This is a genomic window from Psychrobacter immobilis (genome assembly GCF_904846235.1).
In the GTDB taxonomy this organism is placed as follows: domain Bacteria; phylum Pseudomonadota; class Gammaproteobacteria; order Pseudomonadales; family Moraxellaceae; genus Psychrobacter; species Psychrobacter immobilis_C.
On record NZ_CAJGZN010000022.1, the window covers coordinates 13,062 to 33,416 of the forward strand.

The 20,355-nt window shown below is 41.7% G+C and carries 18 protein-coding genes and 1 pseudogene; 12 read left to right on the forward strand and 7 right to left on the reverse strand.

The genetic code is table 11. The features are described from left to right. The first annotated feature begins 273 nt into the window (after nt 1-273). From JMX07_RS12215 to JMX07_RS12230, 4 genes are all read left to right on the forward strand, one after another. Nucleotides 274-1,071 carry a DUF1285 domain-containing protein gene (locus JMX07_RS12215; protein WP_201608210.1) on the forward strand — a complete coding sequence of 266 codons (798 nt, stop codon included), beginning with the start codon at nt 274-276 and terminating at the stop codon, nt 1,069-1,071. Nucleotides 1,072-1,355: 284 nt separating this feature from the next. Further along, on the forward strand, nt 1,356-2,270 hold the full coding sequence (murI, locus tag JMX07_RS12220; protein WP_201608228.1) for a glutamate racemase: 915 nt from the start codon (nt 1,356-1,358) through the stop codon (nt 2,268-2,270). Between the two features lie 171 nt (nt 2,271-2,441). After that, the gene (locus JMX07_RS12225; RefSeq protein ID WP_201608211.1) at nt 2,442-3,449 is read left to right on the forward strand and encodes a DUF4062 domain-containing protein; all 1,008 of its coding nucleotides are present in this window, start codon (nt 2,442-2,444) and stop codon (nt 3,447-3,449) included. A 204-nt stretch (nt 3,450-3,653) separates the two neighbouring features. Continuing rightward, nucleotides 3,654-3,953 (forward strand): hypothetical protein, encoded by a 300-nt coding sequence (locus tag JMX07_RS12230; protein WP_201608212.1) that lies wholly within the window; start codon nt 3,654-3,656, stop codon nt 3,951-3,953. Nucleotides 3,954-4,070: 117 nt separating this feature from the next. Here the strand turns inward: JMX07_RS12230 and JMX07_RS12235 are convergent, their stop codons facing one another. Beyond that, nucleotides 4,071-5,531: a lytic murein transglycosylase gene (locus JMX07_RS12235; protein ID WP_201608213.1), complete on the reverse strand. Its 1,461-nt coding sequence runs from the start codon at nt 5,529-5,531 to the stop codon at nt 4,071-4,073. A gap of 333 nt (nt 5,532-5,864) precedes the next feature. On the opposite strand from JMX07_RS12235, the gene JMX07_RS12240 reads away from it, so the two are divergent. Beyond that, nucleotides 5,865-7,580 carry a DUF262 domain-containing protein gene (locus JMX07_RS12240; RefSeq protein WP_201608214.1) on the forward strand — a complete coding sequence of 572 codons (1,716 nt, stop codon included), beginning with the start codon at nt 5,865-5,867 and terminating at the stop codon, nt 7,578-7,580. 97 nt (nt 7,581-7,677) lie between these two features. Here the strand turns inward: JMX07_RS12240 and JMX07_RS12245 are convergent, their stop codons facing one another. The 3 genes from JMX07_RS12245 to msrA form a co-directional block, all read right to left on the reverse strand. Further along, nucleotides 7,678-8,394 carry a DUF1499 domain-containing protein gene (locus tag JMX07_RS12245; protein WP_201608216.1) on the reverse strand — a complete coding sequence of 239 codons (717 nt, stop codon included), beginning with the start codon at nt 8,392-8,394 and terminating at the stop codon, nt 7,678-7,680. A gap of 50 nt (nt 8,395-8,444) precedes the next feature. Beyond that, complete coding sequence (gene tmpT / locus JMX07_RS12250) at nt 8,445-9,137, reverse strand: thiopurine S-methyltransferase (RefSeq protein WP_201608217.1); 693 nt, start codon at nt 9,135-9,137, stop codon at nt 8,445-8,447. Between the two features lie 178 nt (nt 9,138-9,315). Then, nucleotides 9,316-9,837, reverse strand: a complete 522-nt coding sequence (gene msrA, locus JMX07_RS12255) for a peptide-methionine (S)-S-oxide reductase MsrA (RefSeq protein ID WP_057761837.1) — start codon at nt 9,835-9,837, stop codon at nt 9,316-9,318. Nucleotides 9,838-10,097: 260 nt separating this feature from the next. Between msrA and cmoA the strand changes: the two genes are divergently transcribed. The 4 genes from cmoA (at nt 10,098) to JMX07_RS12275 (ending at nt 13,802) form a co-directional block, all read left to right on the forward strand. Continuing rightward, the gene (gene cmoA / locus JMX07_RS12260) at nt 10,098-10,895 is read left to right on the forward strand and encodes a carboxy-S-adenosyl-L-methionine synthase CmoA (RefSeq protein WP_201608218.1); all 798 of its coding nucleotides are present in this window, start codon (nt 10,098-10,100) and stop codon (nt 10,893-10,895) included. Nucleotides 10,896-10,926: 31 nt separating this feature from the next. After that, nucleotides 10,927-11,490, forward strand: coding sequence for a hypothetical protein (locus JMX07_RS12265; protein WP_201608219.1), 564 nt, complete (start codon nt 10,927-10,929; stop codon nt 11,488-11,490). A gap of 103 nt (nt 11,491-11,593) precedes the next feature. Then, the gene (gene cmoB / locus JMX07_RS12270; RefSeq protein ID WP_201608220.1) at nt 11,594-12,640 is read left to right on the forward strand and encodes a tRNA 5-methoxyuridine(34)/uridine 5-oxyacetic acid(34) synthase CmoB; all 1,047 of its coding nucleotides are present in this window, start codon (nt 11,594-11,596) and stop codon (nt 12,638-12,640) included. A gap of 34 nt (nt 12,641-12,674) precedes the next feature. Continuing rightward, nucleotides 12,675-13,802 carry a DUF1176 domain-containing protein gene (locus tag JMX07_RS12275; protein ID WP_201608221.1) on the forward strand — a complete coding sequence of 376 codons (1,128 nt, stop codon included), beginning with the start codon at nt 12,675-12,677 and terminating at the stop codon, nt 13,800-13,802. A 136-nt stretch (nt 13,803-13,938) separates the two neighbouring features. Here the strand turns inward: JMX07_RS12275 and JMX07_RS12280 are convergent, their stop codons facing one another. Continuing rightward, nucleotides 13,939-14,157 carry a DUF2788 domain-containing protein gene (locus JMX07_RS12280; RefSeq protein WP_101205310.1) on the reverse strand — a complete coding sequence of 73 codons (219 nt, stop codon included), beginning with the start codon at nt 14,155-14,157 and terminating at the stop codon, nt 13,939-13,941. A gap of 378 nt (nt 14,158-14,535) precedes the next feature. On the opposite strand from JMX07_RS12280, the gene argS reads away from it, so the two are divergent. From argS to JMX07_RS12295, 3 genes are all read left to right on the forward strand, one after another. Beyond that, nucleotides 14,536-16,365: an arginine--tRNA ligase gene (argS, locus tag JMX07_RS12285; protein WP_201608223.1), complete on the forward strand. Its 1,830-nt coding sequence runs from the start codon at nt 14,536-14,538 to the stop codon at nt 16,363-16,365. Between the two features lie 87 nt (nt 16,366-16,452). Then, nucleotides 16,453-17,259, forward strand: coding sequence for an SPOR domain-containing protein (locus JMX07_RS12290; protein ID WP_201608225.1), 807 nt, complete (start codon nt 16,453-16,455; stop codon nt 17,257-17,259). A 125-nt stretch (nt 17,260-17,384) separates the two neighbouring features. Further along, nucleotides 17,385-18,479: a PTS transporter subunit IIC gene (locus tag JMX07_RS12295; RefSeq protein WP_227684828.1), complete on the forward strand. Its 1,095-nt coding sequence runs from the start codon at nt 17,385-17,387 to the stop codon at nt 18,477-18,479. Between the two features lie 160 nt (nt 18,480-18,639). Here JMX07_RS12295 and JMX07_RS12300 read toward each other — a convergent pair whose 3' ends face one another. Further along, entirely contained in the window at nt 18,640-19,626 is a 987-nt protein-coding gene (locus tag JMX07_RS12300; protein ID WP_227684829.1) for an SDR family NAD(P)-dependent oxidoreductase, read from the reverse strand. A 341-nt stretch (nt 19,627-19,967) separates the two neighbouring features. Next, nucleotides 19,968-20,228: pseudogene (gene clpX / locus JMX07_RS12305) on the reverse strand (ATP-dependent Clp protease ATP-binding subunit ClpX); the annotation flags it as partial. Nucleotides 20,229-20,355 lie beyond the last annotated feature (127 nt).

A 20,355-nucleotide genomic window follows, 5' to 3' on the forward strand; every position in this document is an offset into this window, starting at 1 on the left:
CTGTTATGGTTAATACCAATTTGTCTAAGGATATCAACGTATAACGTAAGATGTGTCATCAATACAACACCCACTTGACCATTTCAATAAAAAATCGTTACTCATTATAAAAGAAAAGTCCTACAAACACGATACGCATTTATGAGTATCGATGCTAAGGTAATGTTAAGAAAATGAGGTTGTTATAACGATAAAGTTTCATCATACCTGAAACAAAAATTTATAGTAATAATAGATAAGCCAAACTTTGAATACTAAATAAAGGAATTAATAATGAATAACGATAATAATAGTACTGAAGACAGCTATGAGAAAATAGCAGAAGCCCCGACCAGTAAGCCTTATAGCCTAGATAGCTTAGATAATTTGGATGCATTAAGCCAGTATATTAAGTCTACGAAAGGGACTCGCGAAGGGCGTGCGATACCACCGCTTGAAAAATGGCATCCTGAAGATATTGCTGATATGGATTTGATTATCAAAGCAAACGGAGAATGGTGGCATGAAGGCGGGCAAATGACCCGTGAGTCATTGGTCAGCTTGTTTGCCACGATACTATGGAAAGAAGAGAATAATGGCACTACTGAGTACTTCCTCAAGACCCCTGTACAGAAAATCCGTATCCAAGTTGAAGATGCACCACTTCTGATAAACGATGTTGGTATTGTCCATGAAGATGATATGAGTTGGTTAGAGTTTACAACGACGACAGGGGATGTGGTTCGCTTAGACGATGAGCATTCGATTGTATTAAAGGCGTATAATTCTAATAAGAGCGATTCTAATAAGAGCGACTTTAGTGAAAGCGACTTCAATAACAGTGACTTTAGTGAAAGCGATCAAGCGAATCAAATGAGTACAGCTGACGATGTTGCAGATTCTCAGGAATTAGCGTCTACAGAACAGGTACGCCCTTACATGATGGTCAGAAATGGCTTAACCGCACTTATCGGCCGCAATACTTTTTATCACCTGACTGAAATTGGAGCATTATCAGAAGAAAATGGTAAGACGATATTGACGCTACAGAGTGGTGGGCAGTCTTATTCATTATCGATGCCTACTGATTAAGTATTATGTTTATCTATTAATTGCTGTATGCCGATGAGTGCTATAATTTTATAATATAGCTTGATTCTATTAGTCTGAAAAATTCCTATCGTATAAAGGTAGTTGATAGATAGCTGACGTAGAGTAACGCCATACACGCAACATATATATAGCGCATTTAACTGGGTAATGAGATTGATGAAGAATATGATAATGGCATTAGCATAAAGATGGATATCAAAAACCAGACAGTCGAAAAACTCAGACCGTGTGTCGATATATCTGTTGATCAGAGTCTCAAAGCTATGAATCTAGTAGATGTCAATAAACATGCTGGTAATACAGTTGTAAGCGATAAAAACCGTAGCGCGCCCATTGGCGTGTTTGATTCTGGTGTTGGCGGCTTATCTGTTTACTTGCATTTAGCACAGCAGCTGCCTACTGAGCATTATATATATTATGCTGATACATTAAATGTACCTTATGGCAATCGTGACAGCGAAGATATTGAAATGCTAACGCTAAAAGCCGTAGAGTGGTTACATAAGCAAGGCTGTAAGCTAATAGTTATTGCGTGTAACAGCGCCTCAGCATATGCGCTAGATACTGCCCGACGCTGTTATCCACATATACCTATTGTGGGTCTTGTCCCTGCATTAAAGCCTGCGGTATTGGCGAGTAAGAGTGGTCATGTAGCGGTGCTAGCAACCAAAGCGACTTTGAATGGCACCTTATTAAATGATGTTATCATCAATTTTGCTCAACCTAATAACACAGTAGTCACTAAGTATTTTGATCCGCAACTGGTACCTTGGGTAGAAGCAGGTATGTCAGAACAAGACGAGACCGCTGAAAGATTACGTAAACTGGTACAGATATTTGCTAATGAAGGTGTCGATCAGTTAGTGCTGGGATGTACACATTATCCGTTTTTTAAGACATTCTTATTGGATGAGATTGTACAGCAGCAGCTATCAATACAAGTCATTGATTCTGGTCAAGCGATTGCTGAACGAGTTAGACAGCTATTGATTGTAAACAACTTATCTGCATCATTGATGAGTGAAAAACAAGAAAATCTGTCACAAAAAACCAGTAAGAAAAATACCATTACTAGACCGCCATTAACTTTTCATGCCACTAAATATAGTGATAGACTATGCGCTTTAGTTGAGCGCTTACTCGGTACAGAAATGGCATTGCAATACTACTCTCATTAGTTATTATCAAAGCTAGTGATATCAATATGCTGTATGCAACGCTGACTCAGTTAAAATAAATTGAGTGCATCTTTTCAAGCTAAGAGTATGCTAGGCTGAGCAAGACAAGATTTTTGTGTTCTATTTTACATCCTATCCTTTTTATGTCACGACCTACGCTTAGAGGTAATTGTGCCGAATCGTCGCTATCATATTCATATTATATGCGCTGACAATGACCAGTTGTTGGTTCTAGACAGCTTAGCGATATTTTTTCAGGCACGCGCATTTCTGACCTATGATGTTTCTAGTAAATTATCTAAAGCCTCTTTTTATGGGCGCCAGTGTATTGACTCTTGCGATTACGCAGTCATGATCGTTGGCGACAGCTACGGAACTGTGCAAAAAAACGGCGTCAGCCAGATGCATTTGAGTTATCTAAATGCCAAAGCGAAGCTTAAGCCGCTAATTGTGCTGGTTAAAAACCACTCTCCAGATGTCGTCATCAGCCGACAACTCCAAGAGTTCATTAAATTAGTGACCAAGCAAGATAACCAGCTACATTACTATGATACGGAAGAAGATATTGAGCCATTGCTAGTACAGGCTCATTATAATGCAATCACCAATAATAAAATGATAGGTGGCTGGGTCAGAGCGAACGACGAGGAGAGTACGACTAGTAAAAAGGTCGTGTATGAGAAGACCGTTGATGTATTACCTAGTACTACCGAGGTAGAGAAAAACAGTCCTAATGACGAAGACTTTATATCGGATAAGGTTAGTGAGCCAATTGAGTTAACAGAGTTTTTTGAGATTCAATATAGTGCTCAGGCTTATGAGGGTGGCAATCTAACGGACGTAACCCGATCGCTAACCATCTCGTGGCACGAGATACTCATGACACTCATGAGAATACCGTCTACTTTTTCGAGCTATGGCTTGCAAAATGCTATTAATCGTTTGATTACCGCTAAAGCGGAAGTAGATATCAAAAAAGAGATGCCAAACGTTCATGCTGTCTCACGCTGCCAAATCTCTCAAGCTGATATCAATAATTTGCAACGTAAGCTAGTCGGTGCAAATTGGATACAACTAATGACTTATGGTACGCGGGTATCACAAGAGCTATGGAAGCTTACCTTCTACGCAAAAAACCTACTGCAAAATCATACCTCAAATACGAACAAACAAGACTAGTAATTATTCGCTAGCGTGTTCAATAATAGCCATCTAAAACGTCCACTTTGGCATCACGACTACGTTTTGTAATACAAAGCATACGTGCAATGCTTGTGAATATTCCTCAGACCCGTAATAATAAAGTCAGTCAGTTAACAAGATTAACAACGTTAGCTGTTTGAGAATGACAACTATAATATTAATAATTAGGGAGAGCGTACGATGAGCAATGCTAAAAATGACGAGTTAAAAAGAGAGATTGATGGTCTAGAAAAGTCTATGCATGATGCTGATCAGTTTCATACGCTAGAAGAGCAAGTAGCAGATATGAAACGCCGCGGTATAGATCCTGGCAAGGCCTACAAAGATTTAGACAGTAAAGCGGAAGATGAAGATTGGGGTGATGCGACTTGGAAAGAAAATGGTAAATGGGAGCCAAAAACGGCAGCCGATTTAGATGATAAAGCTCGCGAAAACTGGAATGGCGACAATGGTCAACCTAAGCCACCACCTATTGTTTAGACAGGTATTTTAAGAAAATGAGATAAGTTCTATTAATAACTATATATAAATAAGAAAGCCACGCTATCGTTAGCGTGGCTTTTTTGATGCGTCTAAATAGCGTTATTTACATTGCTACTATGAACCTTGGTCTATACGAACAAGCTTGATAGTGCCATCGGCATCAGTAACGCGGCGATAACGTGTATTGCCAGAAGTTGAGGAGCTCACTGATGGTTGAGATGAGTAGCTACTAGGAGCAGTCGTTTGCTGCTGAATCAATTGCCCCATGCGATCGGCAGGTGCAGGATTTAGGGGTTGGCTGTTTGCAGGCTGGCCGTATTGAGTTTGACTCGGTGCTGCATTACCAACGATGGCGCGATAGAACTTCTGGCCTGCGCGACCGTCAGCTGGGAAAATACCGCGACTAGTCTGGTATTGTTGGATAGCGGTACGAGTATTGTCTCCGATGATGCCATCTACACCGCCGATATCATAACCTGCGTTTAACAACGCTTGCTGAATGTCTTTGGCCTGCTGGCGGCTGATACCAGGATCATCTGTCGGCCAAGCAGTGATAAAGTCTGTTTTGCTGCTGTCTTCGCGAGTGATTAGATCTGATAAGTGTGCGATAGCCAGTGCGTAGTTCTCGGAGGCGTTATAAGAGTAGAAAGTGTCAAAATTTTTGCCCACCAAGAAAGCAGGGCCTTCCATACCAGCGGGTAATAATAAGCCTGCACTGCTCAAATCATATGGTAGCGGACGGCCATTAGCCAACGTTAGACCTTGGTCGCGCCAGTGGCTTATTGACTTTTTGTCTTTACGATTAGATGCGGCCCAAAATCCATCAGGTAGTTTGACTTCATAGCCCCAAGGCTCACCAGTACGATAGCCGCGATTGTCCAAGAAGTTTGCGGTAGAAGCGAGTGCATCAGGTACGCTATTGACCAAATCACGGCGACCGTCACCGTCGAAGTCTACTGCCAACTCTAAGAAAGTACTCGGCATAAACTGCGTCTGTCCAAAAGCACCTGCCCATGATCCTGTCATATCATTAGGTGCGATATCACCGTTTTGCACGATTTTTAGCGCATTGGCGTACTCACCTTGAAAGTAGCTTTGACGACGATCAAAACAAGATAAGGTCGCTAAAGACTCAAATAATGGTTTTTTACCTAGCGTTTGACCAAAGTTAGATTCTACGCCCCAGACACCGAGCACGTGTTCAGCTTTTACGCCATAACGCGACTCGATTTGACGTAGAGTCGAGCCCCATTGACGCTTGGCTCGGATACCGTCCTCGACACGCTCTTTGTCTACCAATGCTGATAAGTAGTCCCAGACGTCTTTTTGAAACTCTGGCTGGTAGTTGAGTGACTGAATGACACTAGGATCAGGCTGGCTTGGGCGATAGTTACTAAAAGTATAGCTATCAACACCGCTAAATTTGCTAGAGTTTTTTAGATTGTCTAAGCACTGTTGAAACTCGCTATTGGATAAATCAGGTGCTGGCGGCTGCGCGGCTTGAGCAGTGGTAGCAAGGCTGATGCCGACAGCAACACTAAGCAGCGACAAAGTAGAAAAAGGAGTCAAACGCATGAAAATATCCTATAAACGTTAAAATAGTTATCGAAAGGCAAAAAATGATATTAACGTAGAGTAACCAATCTAAACAGTAAAGAAAAGCTGTCGCAGTACCAAGGTTATAAATGGTTACGATAAATTGACGCTGCCGTGAGATTAGAAGAGGATTCTTAGCTAAAAAGATTTTTTCAACCAGAAATGCTAGATCAACATGTCAGACTATTTTTATCAGCATTGCTATACTGTTATCAGTTCTATATTGCTTACCTTATGAATATGAATAGATTAATCTTAAATTTCACTATTAGAAATAGTTGAGCGCACGCTTCGATTCTTTGAGGAAAAAGTATGACCATGAATTTTAATACCACAAATAGTACTTTCCGTCAGTTGTTAGGTAACGGCTTACGTTATAGTGTACCTCCCTTTCAGCGTGATTATTCATGGGCCGATTTAGAATGGGAAGAGCTGTGGCAAGATATAGAAGCACTGTTTATTGAAGATGCGGAATCTGCACATTATATGGGTTATCTGGTACTTCAAACTACAAATAATAAACAGTTTGATATTATTGATGGTCAACAGCGTCTAACCACATTAAGTATTCTAATACTAGCAGGACTAAGCTTTTTAAAAGATATGATAAGTAATGATGTTGATGCTGATCGTAATAGCCAACGCTTACATCAATTGAAAAACGACTATATTGGTTATACTGATCCAGTTACTCTTATTGAGACACCAATATTAAAATTGAATAGACACAATGATAAGTATTATCGTAATCACTTAATTACGCTGGATAAGTTACCACAGCGTGGACTCCATGCATCTGAGCACAGAATTCGCAAAGCTTTTGATTGGTTCAAAAGTAAGATGAAGCAGAGGTTTGGGATGGAGGAATCTAGTGGTCAGGACTTTGCTCAATTCCTCGATGACTTAGTAGATAAATTGTTTTTTACGGTTATTACTGTAAATGATGAACTTAATGCCTTCAAAGTATTTGAAACGTTGAATGCGCGAGGCGTGCGTCTTTCTTCTACTGATTTATTAAAAAATTATCTATTCTCATTAGCTAGTGTTGATGATTTACATGATAGTCAAATCAAACACTTAGAAGAACGATGGGAAAGCATTATTACATCATTAGGAAACGAAAGTTTTCCTGAGTTTTTACGAGTGTATTGGAATAGCCGGCATAAACTTATACGTAAAACTGACTTATTTAAAACGATTCGTAAGCATATTAGGAATAAAGAAGATGCATTTAGGCTGGTTAAAGAAATTGAGCTATCAGCCGATGCGTATACTGCACTGAAAGATATACAAGATTCTCGATGGTCTGAAGAGTCAAAGCATCTCAAACAATTGACTATGTATAGAGTGAAACAGCCTTTTTCAGTATTGCTTGCAAGTTATGAGAAATTTTTTGAAATTGATAGAAAAGGATTTCTATCAATTGTACGTGCGATAAGCATACTTTCATTCCGTTATAATGTAATTTGTAATAACCCACCTAATGAACAAGAGCGATTTTACAACAAGATAGCGGTTAAGATTGAGTCCAATGAACTGAAATCAGCGCAGTCAGTAATCAAATCTTTAAATGAAATCTATCCTGAAGATGATGTTTTCAGAAATGCGTTTATCGCTAAACAACTAAAAACTACTGATAATCGTAATAAAAAAATTGTTCGTCACATCTTATGTGAAATTGAAAAAGTAGTTAGTGGTGTGGCTGTCGATGAAAATAATGAGCAATTTAATATTGAGCATATCTTACCTGAAAACCCCGACGACTCTTGGAATAATATTGAAGATACTAAAGTTGACTCAATGACTTATCGACTGGGTAATATGACTTTGCTAGAAACTAGCAGTAATCGTGATGCAGGCAACAAGTCCTATCAAGAAAAACTGATAATTTATTCTACAAGCAGTCTGACAATGACTAAAAATTTGCCAGAAAATTATACTAAATGGAATCTGAACAGTATAGATAGCCGTCAAAAACAGCTAGCAAATCGTGCAACTAGTATTTGGAAGATATCAGAATTATCCTAAGCTATAGTAATTTTTAGGTATTTGTATTAGCACTTTTTAGAGTTTGTAGAATACTCTATAAACTCTGAGCACGCTTGGGTTCCAAACTGCCTTACAGTTATTTACTTCCCAAAACCCCATCCAACTCTTCAATCAACGCATGAATACGCGCTGCATTTTTGCCCAAATCGCTTTGTCCAACTCGTGACTTACTGCGAATATCAACCCAGCGCTCGCTATCGTTATCAGCCACACGAATGATCACATCATCTTTGAAGCCAAACCAAGCAGTCGTCTCTGTTGCTTCGATGATGCCTTTGTCTACATCAATATTGACTAGCTCCCACCCTAAATTTTCTATGGCTTGTTTGGCTGCTTTGATCAGTTCAGGCTTCGATTGAGTATAGGTCATTGTCTGCAAATCAGGATAGGCTGTACGTTGTTGTTCAGCCACTTCTGCACCTGCGTACGCTACGGGATTCGGTGCATCTGCACGCAGTGGCGCAATCGCGACAAACTCAGGCGGATTCACCAAATCGGTAGAAATATCGTGAATAGGTGGTACATTTTTGGCCGTATTCATCATGCCAAGCGGGACAGCGATTGCAGCGACAGCAAGTACGGCTGAGGCTAGTGCGCTCCCAATACTGGCTGTATTGCGTTTAAACAATAACTGTATAGCCAACAATACTAGTGCTGCGATACCAGCAAATAACCCAAATTTAAACCCTGTAAACGCAGTGCCTAATTCTACAACGCCAAACTTGTATAATGGGCCTGCCAGAGCGACTAGTAGAAAAGCAATTAAACTCATTAGACTGACTATCATTTTCATTCAGTTTCTCCGTTGCGACTTAGCAGTTTATTAAAGGTTATATGAGTTTTTTATTTACTGCTCAATAGCCAAACCTGTTCTGTGACGGTGATATCAGGTGCAGAGCCTATAGAGGAAGGCACGCTTGCTAGCTCATGGATTTGGTAGTGAGCGCTATAATACTGCTCTAGTTGGTTGGCATTAATAGAGAAGGGTGGTCCATTCTTTTTACGCTGATCGTAATTTAGCGTGAGTAAAAGCTGCGGTGTTATTTCATTGTTAGCAACATCGACTTTACTGGTATCGCTACTAAGTTTCCGCACTTGCTCACTATATTTCACACGCATATCGGCTGGCAGAGCGATTAATGCCGCTTTATCATATACTGCATCAATAGAGCCAATATCTTCAAAAGTCAGTGCAAAGATATCGGCAACCCATAAAGTAATGGTCTGTCCCGACAACTGGCCTTGATAGTATCTAATCGTTGGGTTGTCTGCCTGTTGATAGACAGTAGGTTCGATGTTTTGCTCAGCAAAAAATGCTTGTACGGCTGTTTCGACCAACTCAACGCCCACCACGTCATAGCCTTGCGTCGCTAGCCAAACCATATCAATAGATTTACCACAAAGCGGCACAAAAATGCGGCTACCAGTAGATAGATTTAGGCGGTTGAAATACTCAGTCAGCAATGGATTAACCATAGATTGATTGAATCCAATGCGACCTTCTTGCCAACGTTTGTGCCAAAACTCAGGGTTCATGCTGTCATCCTCTATTTGCAAGTTTCTATATATAAGGTTCTAATCTTTATCTGATATATCTAAGGAATAAATAATAAAAAGCCAAACACCTATAGTATAAGTGTTTGGCTGGTATCTAACATTAAGCTAAGAAATCTTTTGAATAAATAATATCTTATTTAATTTAGCGAACCCTCATTTAACTAACCATATACTTGCTAAATTCTTTACGCAGTTTGGCAAGCTTTGGCGGTATTGCAAAGTTGCAATAAGCTTGTCCTGGGTTTCTGTTGAAGAAATCTTGATGTGAGTCTTCTGCTTGATAGAACTCAACGGCAGGATGTACTTCCGTCACCACATTGACACCCATATCGCGTAACTTGTTAATGGTACGGTCAACGGTCGGTTTTTGACTGTCTTCGGTATAAAAGACCACGCTGCGATACTGACTACCGACGTCATTGCCTTGACGATCCATCGTGGTGGGATCATGCGTGGCAAAAAAGACATCGAGTATTACTTCTAACGGGACAATAGACTCATCAAATTCGACTTTGATGACTTCGACATGGCCAGTTGTACCACTACAGACAGCTTCATAATTGGCAGAGACAGCATCGCCGCCCATGTAGCCTGAGACGACAGATTGCACACCTTTTACCGATAAAAATACAGACTCGGTGCACCAGAAGCAGCCGCCACCTAATACGATCGTTTGCATAATTTTTTCCTATTATTATAAATATGGGTTAAGCGCTATATTTGGTAGTGATGCTCTCGTTTTTCAATGCTTCTTTCAAACGTCTCATTACCCTTGGCACTATTTATTCAGCTTAGCAGGCAAGCCAAAGGCGGTAAGTAACAAACAGTAATGTTATAATGGGCTTTTGCTATCTTACTTAGTTTTTAACTGATAATGACAAGCAAAACTACCAAGCAAAATTCACCAAGTAATTCTTAATTTCAGTTCTATTCTAAAAAATGAGTCGTCCCATGAGCCAATCCCAGCCTGCTATCAAACATGACACCCTATTTGATAAACCGTTTACTACGCCACTGGATAAGGCCGCACGCTTTTCATTTGATGAGCAAGTGGTGGCTTGTTTTCCTGACATGATTCGCCGCAGTGTACCCGGTTATGGGCAGGTACTGGCGATGCTGCCTATATTCGCCCGTCGTCATTGCAAGTATCGTCAGCAGAGCGATAGCGGTCAACGTGTTAGTCGTGTTTATGACTTGGGCTGCTCACTGGGTGCAGCCAGCATGACGCTAGCTGGTGAGTTCGACTCACAAGACTTACAGATTAAAGCAATTGATATTTCGCCTGCGATGACGACCGAGGCGACCACGCTACTGAGTGAGAATTATCCTAAGCATGACATCGAAGTGATCACAGCAGATATCCGCGATATTGAGCTTGAGCCGTGCGATATGGTAATTTTGAACTTGACATTACAATTTTTGCCAGCTGCTGATAGGGTAGCAGTATTAGAGAAAATTTATGCGGCATTGAGCGAAGGTGGCATATTGGTACTGACTGAAAAAACCCATGCATTTGATGAGCAGTATGATGCGTGGTTGGTTGAGCGTTATTATGACTTTAAGCGTGCCAATGGTTATACCGAAATGGAGATTAGCGGCAAGCGCAATGCACTAGAAAATGTGCTGATTACTGACACATTAGATGAGCATCATGCACGGTTAGATCAAGTTGGCTTTAAACGTCATCTGACATGGTTTCAGTTTTTAAATTTTGTCTCCATTGTAGCGTTTAAATAGGATTTACTTTGGGAGCGAACAAGGTGTTCATATGATTCCGTCTATAGTTGAACAAAATATTCATCAAGTGTTAATAAAAAAAATGAGCGTACAATCATTTGAGCAATGGTTATATGAAGATGATGTATTAGAGTCTAGCAACCCTGATTTGTATCTTGAACTGATTTCATTTAATTATAGTTCTGAAGATAATTTTTATTACCGTTTTTATGATAGTTTTGCGAAATACGTCCATTTTTATAAATTTGAAGCTGACCGAATAAAAGAATATCTAAACTCAATTATTGATAGAGATGGAAATTGTAGTAATGCGATTTGGGTGATGTATGAGTTATATTGTAAGGGTTATGGTTTTCTCGGCAAGCTAGGAATTATATACGGGTTCTGCCTAGTAGACTACGAAACTTCGGAATCTAACCATAATATAGATACTATCTTAGATAAGTTGTATCCCGAGATTATTGATGATGCTAAAAATGTACGGAACTGGTTAGAAGAAGGCAAAGTTGTTTTCAAAAGTCAGGACAATGGTTATGGTGTTTTTGAATACGACGATCTTCGTAGTGAAACGGAAATTCTGCAAGGAAATGCGTAGTTCACGAATTTCAAAGAGTTTACATATTAAAACTTATCTTTCTTTATTTTAACCCTTTTAATTTTATTCATTTGAATATTAATCAATACGGTAACCTGCTTTTATGCTCAACGACACTATCATCAACGCAGAACGCGAATTATATTTAACCCTGCTAGAGCTGGCACAGCAGCAGCCGAGCGCTTATGAATGGCTCAAGCAATTACCAACATGGCTAGGTGACATAAAAGACAAAGCCAACTATGCGCACGCGCCTGCCTACCAAGCGTCAGTCGCTCGTTTGCCAAACTTAGCTGTCAATAACGTCGATCTAAACAGCGATACATTGACGATTGAGGCATATCTAAATGAGTCTCAGCGCAAACAAACAACAGCACTATTAAAGCAGTTGATGCCGTGGCGTAAAGGCCCATTTCAGATTGGCGGTCAAATCGGCGATGATGAGTCAGGTATTCAGATCGATACCGAGTGGCATAGTGATTGGAAATGGAAACGCGTTGCGCCGCATTTAAGTAGATTAGATGGTCGCCGCGTATTGGATGTGGGTGGTGGCTCTGGTTATCATGGCTGGCGCATGGCAGGGGCTGGCGCGGATACGGTTATTATTATTGATCCGTCATGTTTGTTTTATCATCAATTTATGGCGATTCGTCATTTCGTTGGTGCCGCAGACGCTAGTGATACAGGTAGCTATCGGACGCATTATATTCCTGTACCGCTTGAAGCATTACCTGAGCACAGTCAGCTGTTTGATACTGTATTTAGCATGGGAGTGCTGTACCACCGCCAGTCACCGTTTGAGCATTTACAACAGCTTAAAGGGCAGTTAGTCAAAGGTGGTGAGTTGGTACTTGAGACGTTGGTCATTGAAGGTGATGCCAATACTGTACTGGTGCCGCATGACCGCTACGCGCAGATGAATAATGTCTATTTCTTGCCATCGGTGGCGGCATTAATTGGCTGGTTAGAGAAAGCAGGGTTTTCAGATGTGCGCTGCGTCGATGTGGCAGTCACCTCGACTAAAGAACAACGACAAACCGAATGGATGACTTATCATTCGTTAGCAGACTTCTTAGATCCTAATGATTCTACTAAGACCGTCGAAGGATATCCTGCTCCCATGCGCGCGACTTTGATTGCCAAAAAGTAGCATTGATGGTGGTAGCTAATATAAGGAAAGCATTATGAAGACATTAAAGACTTTGATTGTAGCTACCATCAGCTTGCTATCGCTACCTGCTATGGCAGGTTATGGGGATGTATCCGAAGGCTGGGGCTTTGTACAAGACGACTGGCAAGTGGTCTGTGATAATACGCGCACTTGTCGAGCTGCTGGATACGCCAGTGAAGCACTCATAGATGAGCCTGCCTCAATATTGCTCACAGCATTGCCAAAAGTAGCTCTACCAAAAGCGCAAATTCAGTTTGTCTCAGAAGTGCCGCTAGATGATCTTAAGCCTGCTGAGCTTTGGCTGAACAACAAAAACTATGGTGTATTGCAACCCAATAAAGAAGACAGTCTACTATACGACTTATCAGCCAAGCAGACCCAAGCACTGCTTGATCATGCTCGTATCGCGACTAAGATAGAAATTAGAGCAGGCGACAACCACTGGCAGATCAGCGATAAAGGCATGTCAGCAGTATTGCTCAAACTGGACGATGTACAAGGTCGAGTAGGGACGCCGATAGCATTGGTCAGTAAGAACCACCCAAATCGTCAACGTCCTAAAGTAGCCTTGCCAAAACCAATTATTCAAAAAGCATTTGCGTATTCAGCAAAAGACAACAAAACACTCACTCCATCAAAGCTGGCGTATTTTCAGAAAAATATTGATAACTGGGTCGATATTAATGCCGAGCAGCTTATAGGGTCCAAGGACGCGATGGGCGACTGTGAGCTGATTAACCCAAAAACTGAAACATATCAGCGGATGTCAGAGTATGGCTCTACGATGCTTGATTGGGACTTTATACCAGTTAATGATAGCTATACATTAGCCGCTCATAGTTGCTGGCTAGGTGCTTACAATTTTAGTAACGGCTATTGGCTCATTGATAATGCAAAGCCTAGTAAACCTACGCTTATCACGACAGCAGGGAATGATTATTTTGATGGTGAGATTTCGGCCACTCATAAAGATCGAGGCATTGGTGATTGCTGGAGCCGTACTGCATGGATATGGAATGGTGAGACATTTGCTAAGAGCGAAGAGTCTAGTACGGGAATGTGCCGAGGTTTTGCTGGTGGAGCGTGGGACCTACCAACGTATGTGAGTCAGGTTATAGAGAATAATGCTAAGGCTCAATAGCTTCTTTTATTTAAAAGGCCTTGATTTAAATGACTGACACCTTATCAAGCGCAGCAGTCATAGGCTGTATATTACGTTTTTAGTTTTGCTACTTATGTCCTAAGCAATATCAAAGGATAGTGATAAAAATGGCCAATTAGATTAACCATTTTTTGAAAGCGACTTCCATGACTATCTTAAGGATAAAACCAACAGAACCTGCGCCTAGGGCTAAGAATATCCAAAAAGTACCAGCGCGCCCCGCTTCAGACGTTTTAGAGATATCCCACATAATAAAAAACAAGAAAGCGATGAATATCGGCAACAAGACGTACAGTCCCCAACTGGTGACAGTACTGGCGGCAATGGCAAACATGGCGTAATCCTATAATAGAGTAGTAACGCGTCTTCTATATTTTAGAAGAGCCGTACAAACCAATATTATAACGTGGAAGTAGTCAGGTATAAACGACTGCCCAGTATTGAGCAACAGTAACGCTACAATTCACGTTATGAGTTATTTATCAGTTTTGCATCATTGATATTAGTGAGCCCAAATCCTGATAACGGTAAGATTTTAGTGCTAATTTTGGCGCAAATGGTGCAATAAAGCGCAAAGATTGTTATATTTACAGGTTACTTATCTTTTTACATTATTCTATCCCTGCAATGTCGGTCGCTATTATAATAAGCCGTTATCGATTGCTCGCATTCGCACCGTTTTTGTTGTTTATTTAATTGAGTTCAAATTCTTATGTCACAAGCCCAAATTGATACGCTTGCATCCCTATTTAACGATGCAATTCAAACCCTACAAGCAGATGGTACGCTACCAAGCGATTGGCAAAACAACAGTCAAATTACCCGTACGAAAGATTTAAGTCACGGTGATTTTGCCAGTAATATCGCACTAACGGCAGCGAAAGCAGCCAAGGCCAATCCGCGTCAACTTGCTGAAAAAATTGTCAGCGCGTTGCCTGACAATCAAGATATTCGCCAAGTAGAAATCGCAGGACCAGGATTTATCAACGTATTCTTAAACTCGGAAGCTAAGTTTTCTGTATTAGACGATATCTTTACGCTGCAAGATCGCTTTGGCTTGAGTAACCAGTTTGACGGACAAAAAGTCCAAGTTGAATTCGTCTCTGCCAATCCAACGTCAAGTCTGCACGTCGGTCACGGTCGCGGTGCTGCATTTGGCATGAGCGTTGCTAACCTGCTAGAAGCTATTGGCTATGACGTTACGCGTGAATATTATGTCAATGACGCTGGTCGTCAAATGGACATCTTAGCCACCAGTACATATTTGCGTTATCTACAGCTAAATGGTGAAGAGATAACTTTCCCAGTTAACGCCTATCAAGGTGACTATGTCAGTGACATCGCCCAGACGCTAAAAACACAGCATGGCGATAGCTACGTACATAGCTTTGCAGACGTTGCCAAAAATGTGCCAGAAGACGCTCAGTTTGAGATTAATGCTGATGGCGAAAAAACTATCATCTCAGGTGATAAAGAAGCGCACATTGATGGTTTGATTGCCAATAGTAAGTCTTTGCTAGGTGACAGCTACGCGTTATTTTTAAACGCAGCATTGAGCAGCATTTTGGCGGATATCAAAGACGACTTAAATGACTTTGGTGTGAGCTACGAGTGCTGGTTTAGCGAAAGATCTATCGATAGCGAGATTGAGCCTGTCCTACAGATACTAGATGACAAAGGCTACCTATACGAAAAAGATGGCAACATCTGGTTTAAGTCGACTGATTTCGGCGATGAGAAAGACCGTGTGGTACGCCGTGCCAATGGTCAATCAACGTATTTTGCTTCTGATATCGCTTATCATAAAAACAAGTTTGATCGCGGCTTTGATAAAGTCATTAACGTTTGGGGCGCAGACCACCATGGCTATGTCCCACGCGTAAAAGCCGCTCTACTAGCCCTTGGTATCGATGCCGAACGCCTTGATGTGGTGCTTGTACAGTTTGTCGCGTTATGGCGTGGTAGTGAAAAGGTACAAATGTCTTCGCGTTCTGGTCAGTTTGTGACTTTGCGTGAGCTACGTGCAGAAGTCGGTAACGATGCTGCACGATTCTACTATGTAGCGCGTAAGCCTGAAGTGCATGTTGATTTTGACTTAGAACTTGCCAAATCACAAAGCAAAGACAATCAAGTGTATTATATTCAGTATGCTCATGCGCGCGTTTGCCGTGTTTTGGAAAAACTGGCAACCTACGATTTGACCGTAGATGATGCCGTTGGTTTGGCACATCAAGATTTGCTAAGTGCGCCAAATGAAGACGAGCTGATTAAACTGTTAGCAGGATATCCAGCAACGTTACTTCGCGCAGCGACTGGTTACGAGCCACATGTCTTGACCAACTACCTAAAAGAGCTAGCGGCATTGTTCCATGGTTGGTATGACACCAATCGTATCTTGCCTATGAGCCTGACATCAGGTGAAACGCCAAGTCAGGATGAGCTAGACTTAATGCAAGCACGTTTGCGTCTGTCAAAAGCCGTTAGACAGGTATTGGCAAATGGGCTTAGTCTGCTAGGCTTGTCTGCACCGTCTAGCATGTAATACTTTTCTAATATGTGAAATAAGTATAGACAGCTGATAGCATTAATTCGATGATGATAGTTAAATCCAGTAGGGAGAACGAGATCCATGCTAGCCAAAAAACCTAAAGGCGCGACAGAAAAGCGCAAATCAAGTAGCGTATCAGGCTTATTGTGGATGTTTGTTGGGGCCGTATTGACCCTTATGATCGGGGTGTTTATCTACCTCTCACCATTATTCAATTTCAGCCCCGCTGAAGGTAGTGCTGAGAACGATCCTGATCGCCAAGTACAGCCACGTGTGGATACTGATACCGACAATGGCGATTATGAGTTCTACGATATTTTACCTAATCAAGAGATGGCAACCATCCCTGATGAAGATATCGCTGACATTGATAATGATCAAATAGGTGATATCGGTGCGTTTGAACCAGACGTCGTTGTGACTCAACCAGAGAGCGATACAGGCAGTACAGAAAGTACGGGTAGCTTTGGTGGTTCGGAAAATGCGACTGTCGAACCTGCTGGTAGTAATAATGCTGGGTCGAGTGAGGATATAGTTGTCGTTGAAGAAGATGCAACCTATGATGGTACGCCGCCTGCTACTAGCAACGCTACAACCCGCAACAACAATGCAGCAGCAGGTACGGCCAGCATCCAAGCTGCCAAACCTGCGGCGACCTACATCTTGCAGATCAATAGCTTTAGTGATGCAGATGAAGCGGATCGTCGCCGTGCGCAAGTACTGATGGCGGGTGTCGATGCTCGCGTGGTCAAAAACACGACGGGTAATGGCTTGCCAATTTATCAAGTCATCTCGCGTCCTTTGAATAACCGTCAAGCAGTGACGACGGCACAGCAGCGCCTACAGAACAACGGTATAGACTCTATTATTGTTGAACAGCGTCGCTAGATTCAGTCGTTTACAGTTATTGTATCTATTAAAAAAGCGTCGTAATGACGCTTTTTTTATCTCTTTATTTTATCAAAAGCTTTCTAGCTGTTTTATCCTATTAAACGTCCATTAAGAGTATGGTTATGACCGTATCTAACTCAGTAACACCGCAAGCAGGCATCATTAAGGCGTTCTTTCAAAAATACTTTATCGATGCTTTTACTGGTATGGCTTTAGGGCTATTTGTCACGTTGATCGCAGGTCTAATCATCTCGCAAATCGGTGGTTGGTTAGATTTTCCAGCATTGGTCGCGGTCGGAAAGCTTGCCTCGATATTGATGGGTGCTGGTATCGGCGTAGGTATCGCTTACTATCTCAAAGCGCCAACGCTAGTGATGCTTAGCTGCCTCGTAGCAGGTATGCTTGGTGCCCATTCTGAAGCGCTAATGGCAGGAACACTCTTTACGCCGCAAGTGGGTGGACCTGCAACTTTTGTAGCACTGCCGGGTAATCCAATCGGTGCTTATCTGACCTCTGTGTTTGCTTATCGTGCTGGCACTTGGATCGCTGGTAAGACGAAGCTTGATATTTTATTGGTGCCCTTAGTGGTGTGCGGCGTCGCGCTATTAGTTTGCGCACTGCTCAATCCGCCTATCGTAGCAGGGGTCGCAGCTATCGGTCAGGGTATTCATGCCGCTACTGAATTACAGCCACTGTTAATGGGTATCGTCATCGCTGTAGTGGTTGGTATTTTATTGACCCTACCAACGTCGAGTGCAGCTATTTGTATTGCTATTGGATTGGGTGGATTGGCGGGCGGGGCAGCAGTGGTGGGTTGTGCAGCGCATATGATTGGTTTTGCTGTTGCAAGTTTTAAAGACAATGGCGTTAGTGGCGTTATCTCTCAAGGCTTGGGTACCAGTATGCTGCAAATCCCTAATGTGCTCAGAAAACCTATCGTTCTGCTACCTGCTGTCATTGCTAGCGCTATCGTTGGGCCGATCGCGACCGTTGGTTTTGGATTAGCTTGTACCGCGACAGGTGCGGGTATGGGTACTGCTGGTTTGGTCGGTGTGTTTGGGGTTATTGAAGCGTCAAAAGAGATTATGAGCACTGGACAATTATGGACAGCGATTATTCTATTGATGTTTGTATTGCCTGCGGTGATTGCAGGGTTAGTGGCTTATATCATGCGCCGTATGGGTTGGTTAGTCGCTGGTGATATGAAGCTTCCTTAATCTTTTAAGTATTGAGTTAAAATATCCTCAACAGTCTCCAAACTCAGTCTTATCCTCAATCGATAATGGCAACTTTCAAAAAGCCCAGCTACGACTATAGCTGGGCTTTTTATATATAAACTCATTAATTTCTCATGATGCAAAATATGCTTAGAAAATATTATTCAACCGTCTTTAGCTTCTTATGACGACATGGTTTTAGTTTGCGGGACAGTTGATGGAAGTCGTTCAGCACTTGACTATAATGTGAGGGAAATACACGTTGGATGGCATCAATCATCTTGGCATCGTTACCAATCAGGCAGCGCTGTTGGTTGGTCGCTGCTGCCTGTAGGATAATCCAAGCCGCTTCATTGGCATCGAATTTTAAGAATTTATTAAAACTTCTGATGGCTTTGGGCCCAGTACTCATGCCAATATCATGGATACTCTCATTACCGCGCGCGCTGTTGGCAATATTGGTTTTGATGCCGCCCGGATGGATACAAGTTGCTGATACCCCGCAGTTCTGAATGTTTAGCTCTTGGCGTAAACTCTCTGTGAAGCCGCGTACGGCAAATTTGCTAGAGTTGTAGGCAGACTGTGATGGCTGAGCGGTCAAACCAAACAGACTTGAGATATTGATAATATGTCCATGCTCGCCAAACTGGCTCTGTTTAACGCTATTTTTGATTAACGGTAAAAATGCCTTAGTGCCGTAAACCACACCCCAAAAATTAATGTTCATTACCCATTCAAGCTCACTAATACTACTGCCTTCGACGGTAGAGTAGAGTGCGACACCTGCATTGTTAAAGATGAAATTTACTTTGCCATGATCGCTCATCACACTATCAGCCCATGCTTCCACGGCTTTATTGTCTGACACATCGAGTATGGTCATAGTAACGTTGACATCATAATTGGCAAGTAACTGTTTGGTCGCTGCCAGCTGTTCAGGATTGATATCTGATAGTGCAACATGACAGCCCATTTTTGCTAAATGAATGGCCAGCTCACGTCCCATACCAGATCCTGCGCCTGTGATAGCAGCGACATGGTTTCGGTAGTAGGATGCAACGTCCGAGTCATCCAATGAAGCATGGTTAGAAGAAAACGGTAGGTTTTGGCGCAATGAAGTCGCCATAGCGGTCACATGGTTGAGCATAATAAACAATCCTTTGTCTTATTAATCATACGGGTTGTACAGGCTATATATGACGGTATATAGAAATAAAGTATAAAGGTTAAAACAGTCTATCTACATTAGCATGGTTTGTGCTGACGTTTACTCGCGATTGATAAACGCTGCTGTCATTTCGGAGCAGGTGTAATGAATGTCGCCAATTTTCAGTAGGCAAGTTATCTAGTATCAAGTTATCTAACAGGCAAGCTATCTAACAAACAAATTGGTTAAATAATAGGCATAAAAAAAGCGTCTTAGCTTATTTAGCCAGACGCTTTTTAGTAGTCCGCTAATGATAACGGACTATTTATAACAATTATAACTTAAGCAATTTTAGGCACTTTACCTTCATTGATAACGTCCGCATCAACCATTACAGTTTTAGCATTTTCCATAGAAGGTAGCTCATACATGGTCTCAAGCAGCGCATTTTCTACGATAGAACGTAGACCACGAGCACCAGTCTTACGCTCCATTGCTTTTTTGGCGATGGCATCTAGTGCTTCTTGAGTAAAGCTAATTTCAGCACCTTCCATATCGAACAAGTACTTGTACTGTTTTACCAGTGCGTTCTTAGGTTCGGTTGTAGTGGTCAACTAATTTAGGACACCTGATAAGAGGTTTTTGTTAAAGTAGCGTTTCTCTTTTTCTAGCGGTGTTAAATAGTCATTAAAACGGTGTGGTCTCACTGACTGATAATAGCCCCAAATA